The sequence below is a fragment of the Nostoc sp. DSM 114167 genome (assembly GCF_052692655.1).
This window is the reverse complement of the sequence record NZ_CP195116.1, coordinates 5,120,295-5,137,719: the sequence shown is the minus strand read 5'-3', so window position 1 is coordinate 5,137,719 and position 17,425 is coordinate 5,120,295. Positions and strand designations below refer to the sequence as shown.

Sequence of the window (17,425 nt, the reverse complement as noted above, 5' to 3'; positions counted from 1 at the left end):
ATAATGTAAAAGAAAGTTACGCAGTTAAGGGATTGGGCGTTGGGTAAAACAGTTCCGAGTTCCGAAAGTTCTGAGTAAAGAAGTGAGATTCCCTACTCAGCACTCAGCACTCAGCACTCAGCACTCAGCACTCAGCACTCAAAACTCACTACTTAAAATACTCCATAAGCGGTAGATACTCATTGTGTTTGTCCTCAGCGGTTACGAGTACCTTCTAGGTTTCTTCATCATCTGTAGCCTAGTACCTGCCTTAGCGCTCTCAGCTTCCAAGCTCCTACGACCCAGTGGTTACGCCCCAGAACGTCGCACCACTTATGAATCTGGCATGGAACCCATCGGGGGAGCCTGGATTCAGTTCAACATCCGCTACTACATGTTTGCTCTGGTCTTCGTCGTCTTTGATGTGGAGACTGTTTTCTTGTATCCTTGGGCGGTAGCTTTTCACCGTTTAGGGCTATTGGCTTTTATTGAAGCGTTAGTCTTTATTGCAATTCTTGTAGTCGCTTTAGTTTACGCATGGCGTAAAGGAGCTTTGGAATGGTCTTGAATTCTAACTTAACAACCCAGGGTAAAGAACGAATCATCAACCCCATTGAGCGTACTAATGTCACTCAAGACCTTTCAGAAAACGTCATTTTGACGACGGTTGATGACCTCTACGACTGGGCGCGGCTTTCTAGTTTGTGGCCGTTGTTATTTGGTACTGCTTGCTGCTTTATTGAGTTTGCAGCTTTAATTGGTTCCCGGTTTGACTTTGACCGTTTTGGGCTAATTCCCCGTTCTAGCCCCCGCCAAGCTGATTTAATTATTACGGCAGGGACTATCACGATGAAGATGGCTCCGCAACTGGTGCGTCTTTACGAACAAATGCCAGAGCCGAAGTATGTAATTGCGATGGGTGCTTGCACAATTACTGGCGGTATGTTTAGCGTTGACTCTACCACGGCAGTGCGCGGAGTCGATAAACTGATTCCTGTGGATGTGTATTTGCCTGGTTGTCCTCCCCGTCCCGAAGCAATTATCGACGCAATCATTAAGTTGCGGAAGAAAATCTCCAACGAGTCGATGCAAGAGCGGGGTAAAATTAAGCAAACTCACCGCTATTACAGCACGACTCATAACCTGAAGCCAGTAGAGGAAATCTTAACTGGTAAGTATTTGCAGTCAGCAACTCGCTCTGCACCACCGAAGGAATTGGCGGAAGCAATAGGTATGCCAATACCACCTGCACTGCTGACAGAAAAGGCGCAAAAGGAGGAACAACCCCGTGGCTGAAGAAGAATCTAAACCAGTACCAGCAGCGAAAGAAGAAGCATTGGTACAAGCGGGTAAAGTTTCCCAATGGTTGACGGAAAATGGTTTTGACCATGAGTTTTTAGCACCAGACAAAAATGGTGTAGAGATAATTAAGGTAGCGGCAGATTTTTTGCTTCCTACCGCTACAGCCCTTTATGCTTATGGGTTTAATTATCTCCAGTGTCAAGGTGGTATTGACCTTGGTCCAGGACAAGAATTAGTGAGTATGTATCACTTGATTAAAGTCGGTGATAATAGCGATCGCCCCGAAGAAGTTCGAGTTAAGGTGTTCTTACCACGGGAAAATCCTGTAGTGCCTTCTGTGTACTGGATTTGGAAGACCGCAGATTGGCAAGAGCGCGAGTCTTACGATATGTTCGGCATTATCTACGAAGGGCATCCAAATCTCAAGCGGCTTTTGATGCCGGAAGATTGGGTAGGTTGGCCTTTGCGGAAGGATTACGTCTCACCCGATTTCTACGAGTTGCAAGACGCTTATTAGAGATTGCTGAGTTTTAGCAGTAATTAACCCCTTTCCGGTGTCGGAGAGGGGTTATGTTTTTGGTGTTTCATGTCAGGGACTTCCAAAGAATAAATTTTTTTGTCAGCTTGACCCCAGTTTCATAGGTTTGAGTGACTAATTGAACAAATTGTTAGTGGCATAGTTTATTTTCTGGAAGTCCCAATTTAATCGATTGCAGCACATTAATCAAAATTTGCAGTAAGAGATATTCGGCAAGACTCAGTTAACTTTTCAGATGTGTTTGGTAAAATTTAGGTAAAATTATCAATCTTATTGGTCTTATTGACAAAAGTAGACCTATCTTTTTTTTACCATAGTATTGCTGCACTCTTTATTTGATAAGCTTTTTAGCCCATTTTGTCGCCCCGTCAGCAAGCGGATATGATATTATTCCTCAATCAACTCAAAATTCACCCGTTCGTAAATATCACGCAAGGTAATTTGAAATTCGATAGAATCTAAGACTAAAACTGCATCTTCACCTTCATATTCCTTAAAAATCCATTGACCTTCTACTTGCTTTGCAAATTGTTCTACAGCAAAACTATACTGGTCAATCATAATATATTCCTGAAAACCAGGAATTGAGCGATAATATTTAAATTTATCTGTTTTGTCATAATTTTTAGTTGAATTTGATAAGACTTCAACAATTAACAAGGGATTAGTAATAATTGTTGTACCTGTTCCCTCATAAATAGGCTTACCTTTGATGACGATTACATCAGGATAAGTATAAATGCGATGACGAGGTATTGATAATTTTACATCCCCTATGTAAATCTCATAATCTTGTCCTTGCACAGTCAGGGGAAACTTGCGACAAAAATTAAGTGCAATCTTATTGTGGTTGGTTGTCCCCCCTGTCATAGGTATAATCTCTCCATCTCTGTATTCATTTTTATATTCAGCCTTCTCTTCTAATTCCAAATATTCTTCTGGGGTGTAGCGTTTTTCTGTTTGTAAAACCATATTAATTAACTGATAAAATGGAGGAATGGTTCTGTTATCAATAGCGTAACGTACCCTATTGATAGGCAAAATAAATATTTTTGTTATACAAATACGGTTGCAGACAATGTAACAATAGCGATCGCAAGCCAATACTTTTAGCCATACCCACCAGTGAACGCCCCTACCAATATCTCTGCACAAACTCAGAATCGCAAAGCCGATCACATTCGCATCTGCTTAGAAGAAGATGTTCAGTGCGATCGCATCACCAATGGATTAGAACGTTATCGTTTCACCCATTCTTGCTTACCCGAACTCAATTACAACGATATTGATATCAGTACAACTTTCCTGGGGAAGCACCTTGGCGCACCTTTATTAATTTCTTCCATGACTGGCGGAACAGAACAAGCCGCAATCATTAACCAACGTTTGGCCCAAGTCGCACAACACTACAAAATTGCAATGGGTGTTGGTTCTCAGCGAGTAGCAGTGGAAAAACCCCAGGTGGCTGATACTTTTGCTGTCCGCAAGTATGCCCCTGATGTTCTGCTACTTGCAAACTTGGGGGCTGTGCAACTTAATTACAAGTACGGCTTAGATGAATGTTTGCGCGTAGTTGATATTTTAGAAGCTGATGCCTTAATTTTACACATTAACCCTTTACAAGAGTGCATTCAACCCAAAGGTGATACTAATTTTCGAGGTTTACTTGACAAGATTTCTATATTATGCTCAAAATTGCCAGTACCAGTGATTGCGAAGGAAGTTGGTAACGGCATTTCAGCAGCGATCGCCCAAAAACTTCTTGCCGCTGGGGTAGCAGCAATTGATGTCGCGGGTGCGGGAGGTACTTCTTGGGCAAAAGTAGAAAGCGAACGGGCAGAAAATCCCTTACAACGTCGTTTAGGGAGGACGTTTGCCGATTGGGGTTTACCGACGGCAGAGTGCATTACAACTATTAGAGCGATGTCTACGATGGTCACTGAGCCTTGTCGAAGTGCGGGCTACGCCAACGCCAAAGATGTGCCTTTAATTGCTTCGGGAGGTTTGCGTCATGGATTGGATATTGCAGCTGCGATCGCTTTGGGAGCAGATATAGCTGGTTTAGCAATGCCTTTCTTGCAAGCAGCAGCAATATCAGAGACAGCAGTAGCCGAACTCGCTGAGGTATTAATCGCTGAAATCACCACAGTCTTATTTTGTACTGGCAATGCTACCTTGTATCAGTTAAAGCACTCTGGCTGTTTACAGCGCATAGAATAAGTAAATAGGTCATTAGTCATTAGTCATTTGTCATTTGTCACTTGTACTGAGCGTATCGCTAAAGCGAAAGCTCCGCTAACGCGCAGCGTCTCGTAGAGAAGCCGAAGTATTTGTCATTTATAAATGCCCAATGCCCAATGCCCCATGCCCCATGCCCAATGACTAATAACTAATGCGTAATTTTATCAAACAAACTTTTGCTAGTTTAGTTGGCACTTTACTAGGACTAATTATTTTCGCTGGTCTAGGAACTACTGGACTCTTCTTGCTGATTTTTGCTGCTAGCTCGTCTAAAGATACTGGGCCTTATGTGAAAAATAAGTCAGTGTTGGTTTTTGACTTGTCAATGAAAATTACTGATGGCGAGCCTAGTTCAGACCAACTGTTTCAGAACACAATCTCAGGTGTCGATGAAGATAGAATGGCACTCCGCAAAGTTGTGGAAACTTTGGAAAAGGCGCGGCGAGATCCGCGCATTGTCGGAATCTATCTGGATGCAACCAACACAAGCCAAACTGGTAATGTCGGCTATGCCTCCCTGAAAGAAATTCGGAAAGCGCTGGAGGAGTTTCGCGCTGCGGGGAAAAAGATTGTTGCCTATGGCAGTGATTGGAGTGAAAAGGAATATTACGTTAGTTCAGTGGCAGATTCCATTGTCCTTAACCCTCTAGGAATGATGGAAGTCAACGGTTTGAGTTCACAACCAATGTTTTTAGCGGGAGCATTGCAGAAGTATGGCATTGGCGTTCAAGTCGTGCGAGTAGGGAAATTTAAAGGAGCCGTTGAACCATTTATTCTCAACAAGTTGAGTCCAGAAAACCGCGAACAAACTCAGAAATTGTTGGATGATGTTTGGGGAGAGTGGCGCACTGCTATAGGCGCAAGTCGGAAAATTGAACCCAATAAGTTGCAAGCGATCGCAGATAATCAGTCTTTACTAGAAGCCACACAAGCTAAAACTAACGGTTTAGTCGATCTAGTACAATACCCCGATGAAGTTGTCGCTGACCTGAAAAAGTTGACAAATAGCGATAAAGAAGATAAAACATTCCGACAAATTAGCTTGAATAGCTACGCCCAAGTTTCTGGTAAATCTTTGGGTGTAGAACGTAACTCCAAAAATCAAATTGCTGTTGTTTATGCTGAGGGCGAGATTGTCGATGGTAAAGGAGAAGATGGACAAGTAGGAGGCGATCGCTTTGCGAAAATCTTCAACAAGCTGCGACAAGATAAAGATGTGAAAGCTGTTGTATTACGAATTAATAGTCCCGGTGGTAGCGCTACCGCAGCCGAAGTCATGCAGCGAGAAGTGAAATTAACTCGTGAAGTAAAACCAGTTGTGGTGTCAATGGGTGATGTCGCCGCCTCTGGTGGTTATTGGATTGCTAGCGACTCTAATCGCATTTTTGCAGAACCAAATACTATTACAGGTTCTATAGGAGTGTTTGGGATCTTATTCAATGGGGAAAAGCTGGCCAGTAATAATGGTATTACTTGGGATTCAGTGAAAACCGCACGCTATGCTGATAGTCAAACAGTTTCGCGTCCGAAATCGCCTCAAGAGTTAGAAATTTATCAGCGCAGTGTTAACCGGATTTATAATATGTTTCTGAATAAAGTTTCTCAAGGTCGCAAACTCCCAGAACAAAAAGTAGCAGAAATTGCCCAAGGAAGGGTTTGGTCGGGTGAAGCGGCTAAAGAAATTGGTTTGGTGGATGAAATTGGTGGTTTGAATACTGCGATCGCATACGCTGCCAAGCAGGCGAAATTAGGAGACGATTGGGAAGTACAAGAATATCCTCGCACTAGCAGCTTTGGAGAACGCTTTTTTGGGCGTGCAACAGAAGAGGTGCGGACTGCTTTCGGGATTGAAGGGACGCAACTCAAATCAGCTAATCCCCTCACCATCGAATTCCAAAAATTGCAACAGGAAGTAGAGATTTTGCAAAAGATGAACGATCCCCAGGGAGTCTACGCCCGCTTGCCTTTCAACTTGAAGATTGAGTAGATGTTTTTTGAGTATCAGTGGGCAACAACTGACCGAATACTACGTCAAACTAGTTTTGAGGATTTGTAGTAAGGATTTTAGTCCTTGTTTTCTCAGAGCTAAAGTCTTTGCTACGAAATTGTGTACCAATCAATTTAAAGAGAGATTACTAGGACGAAGCGCATGAGTTTACCTCGCCAAGCCATAAACCAGCTGACATTTGCTGCCTTGATGTGTAAAGTAGTTTAAAGTCAACTACAATTTCTAACCTTTGACAGAATTTTAGATTTGGAATTTTGCTGAAGCAGCCTGGTTAAACAGTGGCTCAAGTATGGAAAAATCTAAAATTTTTTATCTACACCCAAGTGTATTTACATACCGCTCCAATTTAAAGTCTAAAATACAAAATTGAGTAAAACATCCATCTATGGCTAGAAAAACACAACGTCTTTTGCTGCTAATTGTTTCTTGTAGTATCACTGGTGTAATTTTAGGAGGTACTGCTGGTTGGGCAGAAAGTAGTCTCTGTTTGGATGACAGTAAGGTTACAAGTGAGTGCCTAACCCAAGATCCATTCCAAAAAACTATCCAAGGAATGAGTACTGGATTGTTAGCTGGGGCTGGGGCTGCTTTTGGTGCAGTCTGGCAGTTACGGAATGAAGATTGAGCATGAACTACCACTAACCCGGAACTCCGGGTTAGATTAGGTTTTTGTACTAATTAGCCAGTGCCTCCACTTTGACTGTCGCCCAGCATTAAAGTCATGTGGGTCAATTATTAATTTATATGGCTTTGGAAGAATACCGATCTATTAATGCACGAGCAAATTTCTGGTGTTGTTCAGCTAGATGTTGAGGGTAGATGAACTGAGCATTGCCCATGAAGCGATACACCCACCGACAAAACTCCTCCAGCGATCGCCAATGCTTTAGCATCCCTAATCAAAGCAAGACCTGAAACTTATCATAATCGATGACTTTCCATAACCACTTTTTCTAACGGGTAATATTGGCATCAATTTCTTGCTTTACATTCTATTTCTGAACCAGCTACAAATTTTCCTTCTTTAAAACTTCAGTAACTTTTTCTTCCATCACTTTATAGAATTTTGTCATTGCCTCCACTGCCCATTGTCGCAAATTTTCAAGTTCTTCTGAACTATTTTTTATAGAACCTTGATGATATAGTGCTATGCGTGATGCTAAACTCTCTCCTTTTCGTTCCCAATTTAGAGTTTCTCCCATCTCAGATTCAATTTCAATTTTATGTTTTAAAATCGAATCATAGATATATTTGTTGCGACTTTCATCTCCTTTATCAATGAATAACTCAATTCTAAATTGGTTAGAAGAATTAATAAAAGAAAAAGCTAAGTTGGCTACTGTGTTTCCTTCTTTTGGTAATTTAGTTACTGTAATATAGTGACGGCCATCTTGAAAAGTATTCCATACTCGGAATGGAGCTACTTCACGGAGTCTTCTAAGGAGAGCATTAAAAAAGGTAATGTACTCACTACCATCTTCTCTACGAATAAAAGTAACTGTTTTTTCTGGTAAATTTATGTTAGATACATACCATCCTACTCTTACCCAAGGTTGAGATGTATCATTTTCCCACCATAGCCGATACTGTCTTGCTGTTTCAGGTAGCTTATTTCGGATAATTTCTTCTATATTTTCAAACGAATAAGTTACTCTATCTTCTCCAGAAGATTTATCTTGTAATTGTCGGGCTAAAAATGCATAACGACCATCACTTTGATTCATTAACTCATCGGCGGAAAAATTTGGTTGAGTAATTATTGCTGAGATAGTATCATACGATTCTGAAGCTTGGGGTATTAACGGCTGATCTGCATCATTAGATTTTTGTTCCATTATTGGCGTTGCAGGGTGATGTCGAGCAAGCCATGCCGCACAAAATTGTAGTTGGTGTCGTTGCTTTAAGGATATTTCATTACGAAAATGAAAAACAGTATTTCGTATGTTATTAACATCATTTAATAACTTAAAAATTTCTTTGCTATCTAAACCATAGATTGCATTAGTTGTTTGATCTCTGCTCTTATGAAAAAGAAGGTGAGTATATTCCCAAAATGTAAGTTCTTCAAATAACTTTGTAGCTTTTTTAATAGGAAAATGCTTGGCTACAACTGTTTTTATAGCTTCTTTAGAATCAAAGGTTATCTGTGTCTCAAATATTTGATAACTTTGAAATTGTCTTTGAATACCTTGAAAAATCTCTTCTATCTCCTCTCTACTTATATTTATTCGATTATTTAATGATTCCAAATCTATTCCTTCTGCTTGTTCAGAATCATTTTTATCAGATGCTTGAGTTGGATTGCAAATTGAGAAAAATCGATTAACTATTTTTTCTATGACTTCTTGAGAATCTACTTTTTTAGGCTTTTGAAGATTAGTATAATGATTAAGTGCATTCTCAAATTTTTTATACACGTCTTGAGACTCTGAAATTTCTTCAATAGCTGCCGTCAATAGTTCCTGTTCTATTTCACCTTCATTATTGGTGAATACAGTAATAATATGATCTTTGATTTGACTCTCAATTTCCTCTATAAGCATTATATCTACAGCATTTTTACGGAAATACTCTGTGGTATCATAGGTTGTAATAATTCCACAAGCTTGTTTTTGTACATTGCAAATAACTACAGAATTAGTACTTTTTAAATAATCAAGTACTTCAAACAAGTCATCTTCTAGTACACAAGTTTTTATTCTATTTACCAGAGCGTGTGATACCTGAAGTTTATCTGTAGTTACTCCAAAAATATTGAGTGCGCGTAAAATTGAATCACTCGTTATCATTCCGAGAAGTTTTTTATCGCTATCAATAACAGGTAACTGAGTAAAATCATTTTCAATCATCAGTTCTAGTGCCTTTTGTACTGGATCATTAATTTCTATTACTACTAATTTTTGTTGGAGACTTTCACTCAAATTCCTGACAGTAAAAGGCATAGCTATTCCTTATAAGTCCAGTTATTCTATTCTGTTCATCAACCTTACAGGTTTAGTATTCCCAAATTGACAGCCATCGCACAAACATTACTCCGCCAAGAGGGATTTTTCCGCTTCTTGTAAGGCAGATTCAATAAATCAATCGCCTATTTATTAGCCACTTACCCCCACCCCTCATACTTACTCGTAGTACTGCGTAGGAGCCACCGTGGCAATTTGGGAAAATTGTAGGTTAAAGAATCGAATCGGGTCATAAATTACTAGAGTGAATCCCCAGAAAATCAGTACTCGTCATCGCGGAGGATATTTACAAGCGATCGCACATAAATAATCGACAACAGCAAGGCATTGTTTGACTGTCTAACTATGCTATGCGTTGCAGCTAACACTTCGCTGCAATAGACTGAATCGATATCTGGGTTGGGATGCAAAGAAGTATGCCTATGGGCGCATTTGCTTTCTTGGTAACTTATAGAGAATAATCACAAATAAAGCAGCTTTGGCATCTTCGTGCGAGAGAATAAATATAAAATATGGCGATCGCAATCGATTTTGGTACTAGCAACACAGTCATTGCTCGTTGGAACCCTGTAACCCAGCAGCCAGAAACCCTGACTCTACCAGGCTTATCAATTAAACAAAGTCTCAATCCGCCACTGATTCCCAGCTTGGTTTATGTTGAAGACGCAGCCCAAAATAAAGTCTTAGTCGGGCAACAAGTACGCGATCGCGGTTTTGACCTCAAAGGCGAAACGCGATTTTTCCGCAGCTTCAAACGTGGTATTGGTGCAGATATTCAAGGTTTCTTACCCGAACTAGATGGGCAAATTGTCACCTTTGAACAAGTAGGGCAATGGTTCCTTACTCAAGTAATTGAAGAACTAGCACCCCTGGAAGGTGGGTTAGATTCTCTGGTGTTAACCGTACCTGTAGACAGTTTTGAAGCCTATCGTCATTGGTTGGGGACAGTATGTCAAAGCCTCCCGGTCGAACAGGTGCGGATGTTGGATGAACCCACAGCCGCCGCCTTGGGTTATGGCTTGGCAGATCGAGAAATTCTCTTGGTGATTGACTTTGGCGGCGGTACTTTGGATTTGTCCCTTGTCCGCTTGGATCAAAGCGTGCAAGCAGCCACAAAGCCGCTCGGATTTCTCCTCAAATGGGGTAATAAGTCCCTGGCTGAAGATTCAAAACAAAAAGTCAAAACTGCCCGTGTCCTGGCGAAAGCTGGGCAAAATTTGGGTGGTACTGATATTGATAATTGGTTAGTAGATTACTTTGCTAAAACTCAAGAGTTGGCGGTAAGTCCCTTGACAACACGATTGGCAGAACGGGTAAAAATTCAGCTATCAACTCAAAACCAAGCTAGTGAAGTTTATTTTGACGATGAGACATTTGAAAGTTATGAACTGGAACTAAACCGCGATACTTTTGACGATATCCTCAAAGAACACGCCTTTTTTGAGTTATTGGATGATTCGATGACCACACTGTTGCAGCAAGCAAGACGGCAAGGGATAGAACTTCCAGATATTAGTGCAGTTTTGTTAGTTGGTGGCACAGTGCAATTACCCGCAGTGCAGACATGGATTAAACAGTATTTTGAGCCAGAAAAAATCCGTTGCGAACGTCCTTTTGAAGCGATCGCTCAAGGTGCATTACAATTAGCTCAAGGCGTGCAAATCAAAGACTTTCTCTACCATAGTTATGGTATCCGTTACTGGGATCGCCGCAACCAGCGTCACAAATGGCATTCTTTAATTAAAGCCGGACAAGCATACCCAATGACTCAGCCAGTGGAATTAGTCTTAGGCGCTTCTGTAGAAAATCAGCCCAGCATTGAACTAATTATGGGAGAATTGGGAGCAGATACGGGTAGTACTGAAGTTTATTTTGATGGCGATCGCTTGATTACTCGCCGTCTGGACAATAGTGAAACCAGCGTCAAACCCCTCAACGATCGAGAAGGTGCGAAGACAATTGCCCAACTGACACCAACCGGATATCCTGGAAGCGATCGCATCAAAATCCTCTTTCAAGTTGATGAGCAACGCTTTTTGCGAATCACTGTTGAAGACTTGTTAACTAATGACACGCTGTTGGAAAATCAACTTGTGGCACAGTTGAGTTAATTAACTAAAAGGATTTAAAAGTGGGATACCGCAGCCATCGAAATCCCGGATGTTGCGCGTTACTAAAGTCAATTGATGAATTTGAGCAGTAGCAGCAATCATCATATCTGCTTGGGTGTGTGTTTTCCCACTTAATCTTAGTTGACCTCGCAATTCACCGGAGCGCTTGGCAATTTCAATGGTGATAGGCAATACTTGACAATTATTTCCCAAAAAGTTCTCAAACCATATTTGAATTCTAGGGTTGGGCTTGGATGTCAGCCCATAAAATATTTCTTCAATAGTGATGGCACTCAGAACTATTGAGAAATCTCCTTCTGCCCATTTCAGTACACCAGAGTTAGGTTGAAGTTTTACTAATTCGCTGATAATATTAGTGTCACAAAGAAAAGTCATCGATGGCATCAGCGAAAGGGTTAGGACGGTCTTGGCGGGAGGGTACTTCGAGAATATAATCTTCCTCAGCAGCTATCTGACGTAGTTCTTTGAAAACCTCAGCTAAAGAAATCTTTTCGCGCTGCTTGCGCCACGTCAAAAATTCTTCAAACATCTCAGCTTCAACAACTACAGCCACCAGTTGATTTCGGTTGTAGATGAGTTGCGGTTCTTTGGTGACAGCATGAATTAGTTCGGAGAACCTCTGTTTCGCTTCTGCAATTCTCCAGTTCATCTAAAACCTCTTTTATTCATAATCATGTCTATTATAGACATAACTAATGTCTATATTCTCATCAAAAAGCATACATTTAACGACAAATGTATATTTTTAATTGCCCATTTTTAATCATCCAAAAACTTGATTGACAGTTAATGCAAGTTCAATTTCTGGTAATACAGGTAAAAAATCTTCTCCCTGGAGTAGCACTGGCTGCTGCTTTGGTAGAAATACCAAAATACTAAGGTCATCAGGGCAGTAGACTTCTTGACATTTGTCGGGTAAAGGGTAAGGGTTAAAGGGAAAAGGGATAGAATTAACATTCCCCTTTAACCTTTCCCCATTTCCCGACCTCTTGCAAAAGGCACAAATGCCAAGAGGTCTAGTATATATGAACAGGTGCGCTGACGCATAACCCACCTGTCCATACATCAAGGTAATGATTGCAGCAACGATCGATTCACGATCATTTATGCACTACTACTAAAGTTCCCGTTGAAGCCCATCTGTAAAGATTGCCAGCTTGCTTAACAGGTAAATTTACGCAACCGTGGCTGACTGGAGTGCCAAAACGGTTATGCCAATAAGCTCCGTGGATGGCATAGCCTCTGTAGAAATACATTGTGTAAGGAACGTCAGGAATGTTGTAGCCTCTGCCTCGCATCCGATGAGTACGATACTTAGAATTAATCCGAAATCTACCTATGGGTGTAGGAGTCGATCGCTTACCTCCCGAAATGCGGTATGAATGAACAAGTTTATTACCTTCCCATGCACGTAAACGTTGTTCTGACAAGTCAATTTCAATCCAGCGAGGTTGGCTAATATTATTAGTGCTGTTTTGATCTACTGAGGTGGCTGTTGCTGTAGTCGAGTTTGGTGTACCTGTTAACGGCGATGACCAAGAGAATAAAGTCATTACCATCAATGCCACGCCAGTACAAAAAGTTGCTGAAGAACGAATCCCACTGCGGCGAATCCAAGTTTGCATTATGCCTTATCTTCTAAACTACGCAAAAATCATCAAGTGAAGTAATTTTCTGGAAAACTACAAATTTCCAAAGTGACTTCTAACTTCCTGTCGAGGATTTACGCAGTTCATCTTTTATTTGTCATTTGTCATTTGTTAAATGATGACCGATGACCAATGACCAATTACAAAGGACAACCTTTACAAAGAATCTGTCATTTAAATGTCCAAATGCAAACTTTCCCCGAATTCATATTTGCATTTGTAATTTCACACAATAATTGTCAGGATTTCCGCTTATTTTTTAGGCAAATATTTAATGCCCTTTTCTATATTTTATTTCAAATTTCGTAATTACGACTCCGAATATTCCCAGCATGATTTGATGCTGGGAATCACTTAATTGTCTTGATTTGTTGTTATTTATGATTTTACCTAAATTGCCTTTTGGCTGCTTCACATATTATTTATGAATGACTATTGGTGTCCCTACGGATGCCCACTCGAATAGCCATTTAGCATGTTTAGGTGCAACATTCACACAGCCGTGGCTCACTGGAGTGCCAAACTTTTTATGCCAATAAGCTCCGTGAATAGCGTAATTACCTTGGTAAAACATTGCATAAGGAACGTTGGGAACATTGTAGTCTTCTCCCTGCATCCGGGTAGTTTTAAACTTGGATTGAACCTTAAAAGTACCGATAAGAGTAGGAGTAGCTTTTTTGCCAGAGGAAATAGCACTTCCATAAACCACTTTGTCACCTTGCCAAGCTATTAATCTTTGCTTGGAAAGATCAATTTGAATCCAGCGCTGATTTGATTGTTGTAATGTCTGGATTCTTTGTGCAATCACTTGATTTTTGGAATTCGCCCAAACTTCACTGGTTCCAGTAGTAGTAAAAACACTTAGGGACAGTACTGTACCAGTGAGGATTATTTGTAAGCGACGCACCCAGTCAGGAGAAATTTGTCTTTTCATTTTAGATACACTCACACTCAAATCATGGGGTCTTGAGAAACTTATCAGGTTTCACCTTTATTTCCCTATCTATTACTTTAATAGACGTGAATTTTGATGATTTGATTCTAAGTTAACCTAACTGTTGCATTAGGTTTTTTGCCTGAGTTGCGATCGCTGACCAATTTCTCTCTATGACAAGCTTTTGGGGAAATAATTCTCCGCTCAAACCAACAGCGATCGCTCCAGCTTGCAAAAATTCTTTGGCATTTTCTAGAGTCACGCCACCAGTAGGAATTAAGGGAATCTCACCTAGCGGCCCTTGCAAACTTTTGATATAATCAGCCCCTCCCACTGCTTGCACCGGAAACACTTTTACACAACTAGCGCCCTGGCTCCAAGCGGTAACAATTTCTGTAGGAGTCAGCGCTCCTGGTATGATAGGGACATTTTTTTCTTGTGCTGCTTGAATCATTGCCGAATCAACGTGGGGTGTAAAGAGGAATTGCGCCCCAGATGCGATCGCATTTTGTAACTGCTGCACATTAAATAGCGTACCAGTGCCAATAATACAGGCTGGTAATTCCGAACGTAGTTGAGCGATCAATTCCCCAGCGCGATCGCTATTCCAGGTAATCTCAATTAGCTGCACTCCCCCAGATGCTACAGCCATTGCCATTTGTTGTCCCAGTTCCATTTGAGGGGCGCGGATAACTGCGATCGCTCGGTGTTTTTCCAACTGTGATAACCAAATTTGATTAGGCATTTTGACTAGAGATTGGAGACTAGGAGTAGGGATTGAGACTAGAGAATAGTTTTCAATCTAGTAAATACTAATTTTTAATACTAATGCCCAATGCCCCTCAAGAGTGCTGAGTAATATTAGCACAACTGTTTTGCCCTATTCCCAATGCCCTGAAAACTTGCTTATTGCATCAAGCTATGAGATATTAAATACAAATAACATAAAACCTATAGTGTTACCGTAGTTTAAAATTAATACTTCAGCATTTAGGTTTAAAGGAGTAATTAAAATGACAATTGCACGACAAAACACAGCAGCATCCTTACCAATCATCATTCACGATTCTGAAAGTGCTGATATAGCAGCTAACTTATGGAAGGTTGTGCGACTAGGTGCGAATGGCTTTTGGTGGCGCACTAAGGCATATACAACGATTCTGGGCGTTATGCTGCTAATCTTAGTAAGTCTGATTTTTCTAAGTATGCATTGGTCTTACCGCAGATTGTTGCCTTTTATCAACCATCAAGTTATTGGTAGCGATCGCGGGATAAGCAATTAAAAGTTAAAAACTAGACATGAACTTGCAAAGGGATAGGCGATCGTCTCAATCGCCTGATTTCGCTTCCTTTACATTACTTTAGAGACAGTCCCTAAAAACTCAGCTTAATTCTTCTAGTAGAGGAGAGAGCTAATTAAAAATGCATATACTGCAATTACCAAGCAATAGTTTATGTAAGCCCCTAGTTAAAGACCTACTAGGAGCTTTTTTTTAATTGACTATCTACCTCAAATGGTTCATATAGCAGCGATCGGACAACTTAGGACATTGGCATGTCACACCTATTCATAGCCGACTTGTCCTAAGCAGAATGGTAGGCGCAATATAAAAATCTAGTAGCAATTAAACTATTCCTAATGGATATTCATAATTAATTCTGATGGTAGATTAAGTCAAAAATGAAGATCGTTAATATGTACTTGTAAGTCAAAAACGTTTACCAACTTAACAACAATGAATATTCTTGCTTGGATTGTTTTAGGTCTAATTGCTGGTGCGATCGCAAAAGCTATCTACCCCGGTCATCAAGGTGGCGGAATTCTAGGAACTATATTGTTAGGAATCATCGGTGCTTTTGTTGGCGGTAGTTTAGGTGTATTTTTCAGTACGGGAACTTTAACCCTAGCAGCTCCTAGTCTGAGCATTCCAGGTATTGCAGTAGCAGTTCTTGGTGCAATTGTTGCAGTCTTCTTGTGGAATTTATTAACTAACCGCAGTGCTGTATAAAAAATTGCGGTCAATCAATGACAAAGATTTAACAAATTCATTTAACTATTTTTAACTGTGAATTAAATTCAAAAAATAACGTCACCAAAAAATTACAGGTAGGCGTTATTTTTTTGATTATTTTGCAATAAAATAGTCAAAATTAGCCTTAGTAATGGGTATTATGGCTTAGAAGGGGTTTGAAAAATCCATTAGGTATGTAAGAAAAGCCCTCAGTTTCAACACAGGTTTTGCTAAAAATTATATAGGAAGACTAGCGATCGCTAAGTATAAACTTATCTTAACAGTCTTAACTAGCTCTAAGAATTCCTATACCAGCTTCTCTTTCAATGTAATCTGCTAAGTTGATAAAATCTTCACGCGGGTAGCATCTTCCGCCAACTAGATCAAAGGCTAATCTACTGGCAGGATTTTCTGGATTTTCGAGTATATGTATACCCCAGTAGTAAAGTAGATCGCTAGTCCGAATACAAACTTCTTCTGGATCTATACAATGAAATTTATTATCTATCTTACTAATTTCTTTATAAGCATTAGAATAGACTTGTTTTAGAAGTTTTAAGCGCTTAATACCAGGGTCTTTAAAGTTGTTAACTAATACAAATAAATGAGCTAAATTATTGATTTCACGTATTTCTTTAACAGTATCTTGAATAACTTTACCGTGCTTACTTATTCCCAATGGATTGAAGGTTGTTGGGATAATACAATAATCTAATCGCTTAACTAGCTCTGGGGGATTACGCTCTAATGCTGGTGAGCAATCACAAATTACTATTTGACAGTCACGGGCAGCATCTTCATCCCAATCATTTCCATCAAAAACTTGAATAGTTGTACCTACTCCTTTAGGATTGGGAACAAAAACCCCATCACCTACTAATTTTTGCAGATTTTGTTCCGGGTCTAAATCCACAAGTGCTACATTAAATCCTTGCAGTGCTAATGCTCCTGCTAAATGACCTGCTACAGTTGTTTTTCCTACTCCGCCTTTACAGGTAAAAACTCCAAAGTAAGCTTTTTTTGGCGTAGTTCCTTCGTCAGGCTTCAGATTATCTTTGCCACCAATCTCAGAATCACCATCAATCCCAACCAGCTTATTTTCATGGGCAATTCCACAGCGAATTTTAGTATCTTTACCCCAAGTTCTCATTAATGCCAATGCTGGGCCGCCAAATCCTTTTGTAGTTAGGAACCAACCAAAATTAAATTTTTTGCCTTCATCAGAATCTAAAAAGTCAGCAAACTTTAAAAGCTGTGGCGCTGTTACATTACTTTTTAGCCATTTTACCTGAACAACACCAACTAGGTTTCCTTTTTTAACCACTAGATCATAGCCAGGTTGATTGGTCTTTGCAGTTTCAACTGTCCAATCTGCTTTATGGAGCAATTTTGCTACGTGCTGCTCAAAGTGGGTAAAATCCTGGTGTGACTCTAATAATGACGACATAAACAGCCTTAGATGTTTTGGTTCAACGTGGTAGTATGTAATACAATATACTTTACCCAAATAAACTGACATAATTAACAGCAAAGTTACGTCTGATTTTAACTAAGTATAAATACACTAAAATATACAGCTTTCATAAAATTTCTAATAAGTTGCACTGGTCGCTACACACAAATAAACAATGTTCAGTTAAGCTGTAAGCGCTATGATTGAGCTTTAT

At 40.1% G+C, this 17,425-nt stretch carries 18 protein-coding genes; 9 read left to right on the top strand and 9 right to left on the bottom strand.

Annotated features, from left to right (window positions below):
* Positions 1-184 precede the first annotated feature (184 nt).
* The 3 genes from ndhC to NSTC731_RS21870 are packed head-to-tail and all read left to right on the top strand — an operon-like array spanning position 185 to position 1,798.
* Positions 185-547: a photosynthetic/respiratory NAD(P)H-quinone oxidoreductase subunit C gene (gene ndhC / locus NSTC731_RS21880; protein WP_012411797.1), complete on the top strand. Its 363-nt coding sequence runs from the start codon at positions 185-187 to the stop codon at positions 545-547.
* Positions 538-1,275: a photosynthetic/respiratory NAD(P)H-quinone oxidoreductase subunit K gene (gene ndhK, locus NSTC731_RS21875; RefSeq protein WP_445626780.1), complete on the top strand. Its 738-nt coding sequence runs from the start codon at positions 538-540 to the stop codon at positions 1,273-1,275. Before ndhC ends, ndhK begins: the two co-directional genes overlap by 10 nt.
* Positions 1,268-1,798, top strand: coding sequence for an NAD(P)H-quinone oxidoreductase subunit J (locus tag NSTC731_RS21870; RefSeq protein WP_322693831.1), 531 nt, complete (start codon positions 1,268-1,270; stop codon positions 1,796-1,798). The genes ndhK and NSTC731_RS21870 overlap by 8 nt, the downstream gene beginning before the upstream one ends.
* Positions 1,799-2,206: 408 nt before the next feature.
* Here the strand turns inward: NSTC731_RS21870 and NSTC731_RS21865 are convergent, their stop codons facing one another.
* On the bottom strand, positions 2,207-2,791 hold the full coding sequence (locus NSTC731_RS21865; RefSeq protein WP_445626779.1) for a Uma2 family endonuclease: 585 nt from the start codon (positions 2,789-2,791) through the stop codon (positions 2,207-2,209).
* Positions 2,792-2,944: 153 nt separating this feature from the next.
* Between NSTC731_RS21865 and fni the strand changes: the two genes are divergently transcribed.
* The 3 genes from fni (at position 2,945) to NSTC731_RS21850 (ending at position 6,693) form a co-directional block, all read left to right on the top strand.
* The gene (gene fni, locus NSTC731_RS21860; protein WP_445626778.1) at positions 2,945-4,039 is read left to right on the top strand and encodes a type 2 isopentenyl-diphosphate Delta-isomerase; all 1,095 of its coding nucleotides are present in this window, start codon (positions 2,945-2,947) and stop codon (positions 4,037-4,039) included.
* 172 nt (positions 4,040-4,211) lie between these two features.
* On the top strand, positions 4,212-6,047 hold the full coding sequence (sppA, locus tag NSTC731_RS21855) for a signal peptide peptidase SppA (RefSeq protein WP_445626777.1): 1,836 nt from the start codon (positions 4,212-4,214) through the stop codon (positions 6,045-6,047).
* Positions 6,048-6,453: 406 nt separating this feature from the next.
* Positions 6,454-6,693, top strand: a complete 240-nt coding sequence (locus NSTC731_RS21850) for a hypothetical protein (RefSeq protein WP_335046787.1) — start codon at positions 6,454-6,456, stop codon at positions 6,691-6,693.
* Between the two features lie 115 nt (positions 6,694-6,808).
* Here the strand turns inward: NSTC731_RS21850 and NSTC731_RS21845 are convergent, their stop codons facing one another.
* Together NSTC731_RS21845 and NSTC731_RS21840 are read right to left on the bottom strand one after the other, a co-directional pair.
* Complete coding sequence (locus NSTC731_RS21845) at positions 6,809-6,961, bottom strand: hypothetical protein (RefSeq protein WP_445626776.1); 153 nt, start codon at positions 6,959-6,961, stop codon at positions 6,809-6,811.
* A 114-nt stretch (positions 6,962-7,075) separates the two neighbouring features.
* Positions 7,076-9,010: a DUF4268 domain-containing protein gene (locus tag NSTC731_RS21840; protein WP_445626775.1), complete on the bottom strand. Its 1,935-nt coding sequence runs from the start codon at positions 9,008-9,010 to the stop codon at positions 7,076-7,078.
* A gap of 533 nt (positions 9,011-9,543) precedes the next feature.
* Between NSTC731_RS21840 and NSTC731_RS21835 the strand changes: the two genes are divergently transcribed.
* Positions 9,544-11,142, top strand: a complete 1,599-nt coding sequence (locus NSTC731_RS21835; RefSeq protein ID WP_445626774.1) for an Hsp70 family protein — start codon at positions 9,544-9,546, stop codon at positions 11,140-11,142.
* Here the strand turns inward: NSTC731_RS21835 and NSTC731_RS21830 are convergent, their stop codons facing one another.
* The 5 genes from NSTC731_RS21830 to NSTC731_RS21810 form a co-directional block, all read right to left on the bottom strand.
* Complete coding sequence (locus NSTC731_RS21830; RefSeq protein WP_445626773.1) at positions 11,143-11,538, bottom strand: type II toxin-antitoxin system VapC family toxin; 396 nt, start codon at positions 11,536-11,538, stop codon at positions 11,143-11,145. It lies immediately after the preceding gene.
* The gene (locus tag NSTC731_RS21825; protein WP_445626772.1) at positions 11,522-11,812 is read right to left on the bottom strand and encodes a type II toxin-antitoxin system prevent-host-death family antitoxin; all 291 of its coding nucleotides are present in this window, start codon (positions 11,810-11,812) and stop codon (positions 11,522-11,524) included. The genes NSTC731_RS21830 and NSTC731_RS21825 overlap by 17 nt, the downstream gene beginning before the upstream one ends.
* A gap of 451 nt (positions 11,813-12,263) precedes the next feature.
* Positions 12,264-12,788, bottom strand: a complete 525-nt coding sequence (locus NSTC731_RS21820) for a L,D-transpeptidase (protein ID WP_445626771.1) — start codon at positions 12,786-12,788, stop codon at positions 12,264-12,266.
* Positions 12,789-13,230: 442 nt separating this feature from the next.
* The gene (locus NSTC731_RS21815; protein WP_445626770.1) at positions 13,231-13,746 is read right to left on the bottom strand and encodes a L,D-transpeptidase; all 516 of its coding nucleotides are present in this window, start codon (positions 13,744-13,746) and stop codon (positions 13,231-13,233) included.
* 112 nt (positions 13,747-13,858) lie between these two features.
* On the bottom strand, positions 13,859-14,491 hold the full coding sequence (locus NSTC731_RS21810; RefSeq protein WP_445626769.1) for a bifunctional 4-hydroxy-2-oxoglutarate aldolase/2-dehydro-3-deoxy-phosphogluconate aldolase: 633 nt from the start codon (positions 14,489-14,491) through the stop codon (positions 13,859-13,861).
* A 268-nt stretch (positions 14,492-14,759) separates the two neighbouring features.
* Between NSTC731_RS21810 and NSTC731_RS21805 the strand changes: the two genes are divergently transcribed.
* Both NSTC731_RS21805 and NSTC731_RS21800 read left to right on the top strand, forming a co-directional pair.
* Positions 14,760-15,029, top strand: coding sequence for a hypothetical protein (locus NSTC731_RS21805; RefSeq protein ID WP_445626768.1), 270 nt, complete (start codon positions 14,760-14,762; stop codon positions 15,027-15,029).
* A 453-nt stretch (positions 15,030-15,482) separates the two neighbouring features.
* Positions 15,483-15,755, top strand: coding sequence for a GlsB/YeaQ/YmgE family stress response membrane protein (locus NSTC731_RS21800; protein WP_445626767.1), 273 nt, complete (start codon positions 15,483-15,485; stop codon positions 15,753-15,755).
* Between the two features lie 289 nt (positions 15,756-16,044).
* Here NSTC731_RS21800 and NSTC731_RS21795 read toward each other — a convergent pair whose 3' ends face one another.
* Positions 16,045-17,205 carry a nucleotide-binding protein gene (locus NSTC731_RS21795; protein ID WP_445626766.1) on the bottom strand — a complete coding sequence of 387 codons (1,161 nt, stop codon included), beginning with the start codon at positions 17,203-17,205 and terminating at the stop codon, positions 16,045-16,047.
* Positions 17,206-17,425: the final 220 nt, after the last annotated feature.

What these genes read in the sequence shown, in the direction of transcription:
- NSTC731_RS21815 (WP_445626770.1), bottom strand. Translation starts at nt 13,746, where the DNA reads ATGAAAAGACAAATTTCTCCTGACTGGGTGCGTCGCTTACAAATAATC.
- ndhK (WP_445626780.1), top strand. Translation starts at nt 538, where the DNA reads ATGGTCTTGAATTCTAACTTAACAACCCAGGGTAAAGAACGAATCATC.
- sppA (WP_445626777.1), top strand. Translation starts at nt 4,212, where the DNA reads ATGCGTAATTTTATCAAACAAACTTTTGCTAGTTTAGTTGGCACTTTA.
- NSTC731_RS21835 (WP_445626774.1), top strand. Translation starts at nt 9,544, where the DNA reads ATGGCGATCGCAATCGATTTTGGTACTAGCAACACAGTCATTGCTCGT.
- NSTC731_RS21825 (WP_445626772.1), bottom strand. Translation starts at nt 11,812, where the DNA reads ATGAACTGGAGAATTGCAGAAGCGAAACAGAGGTTCTCCGAACTAATT.
- NSTC731_RS21810 (WP_445626769.1), bottom strand. Translation starts at nt 14,491, where the DNA reads ATGCCTAATCAAATTTGGTTATCACAGTTGGAAAAACACCGAGCGATC.
- NSTC731_RS21830 (WP_445626773.1), bottom strand. Translation starts at nt 11,538, where the DNA reads ATGACTTTTCTTTGTGACACTAATATTATCAGCGAATTAGTAAAACTT.
- NSTC731_RS21850 (WP_335046787.1), top strand. Translation starts at nt 6,454, where the DNA reads ATGGCTAGAAAAACACAACGTCTTTTGCTGCTAATTGTTTCTTGTAGT.
- NSTC731_RS21800 (WP_445626767.1), top strand. Translation starts at nt 15,483, where the DNA reads ATGAATATTCTTGCTTGGATTGTTTTAGGTCTAATTGCTGGTGCGATC.
- NSTC731_RS21845 (WP_445626776.1), bottom strand. Translation starts at nt 6,961, where the DNA reads ATGCTAAAGCATTGGCGATCGCTGGAGGAGTTTTGTCGGTGGGTGTAT.
- NSTC731_RS21840 (WP_445626775.1), bottom strand. Translation starts at nt 9,010, where the DNA reads ATGCCTTTTACTGTCAGGAATTTGAGTGAAAGTCTCCAACAAAAATTA.
- NSTC731_RS21865 (WP_445626779.1), bottom strand. Translation starts at nt 2,791, where the DNA reads ATGGTTTTACAAACAGAAAAACGCTACACCCCAGAAGAATATTTGGAA.
- NSTC731_RS21820 (WP_445626771.1), bottom strand. Translation starts at nt 12,788, where the DNA reads ATGCAAACTTGGATTCGCCGCAGTGGGATTCGTTCTTCAGCAACTTTT.
- NSTC731_RS21805 (WP_445626768.1), top strand. Translation starts at nt 14,760, where the DNA reads ATGACAATTGCACGACAAAACACAGCAGCATCCTTACCAATCATCATT.
- NSTC731_RS21795 (WP_445626766.1), bottom strand. Translation starts at nt 17,205, where the DNA reads ATGTCGTCATTATTAGAGTCACACCAGGATTTTACCCACTTTGAGCAG.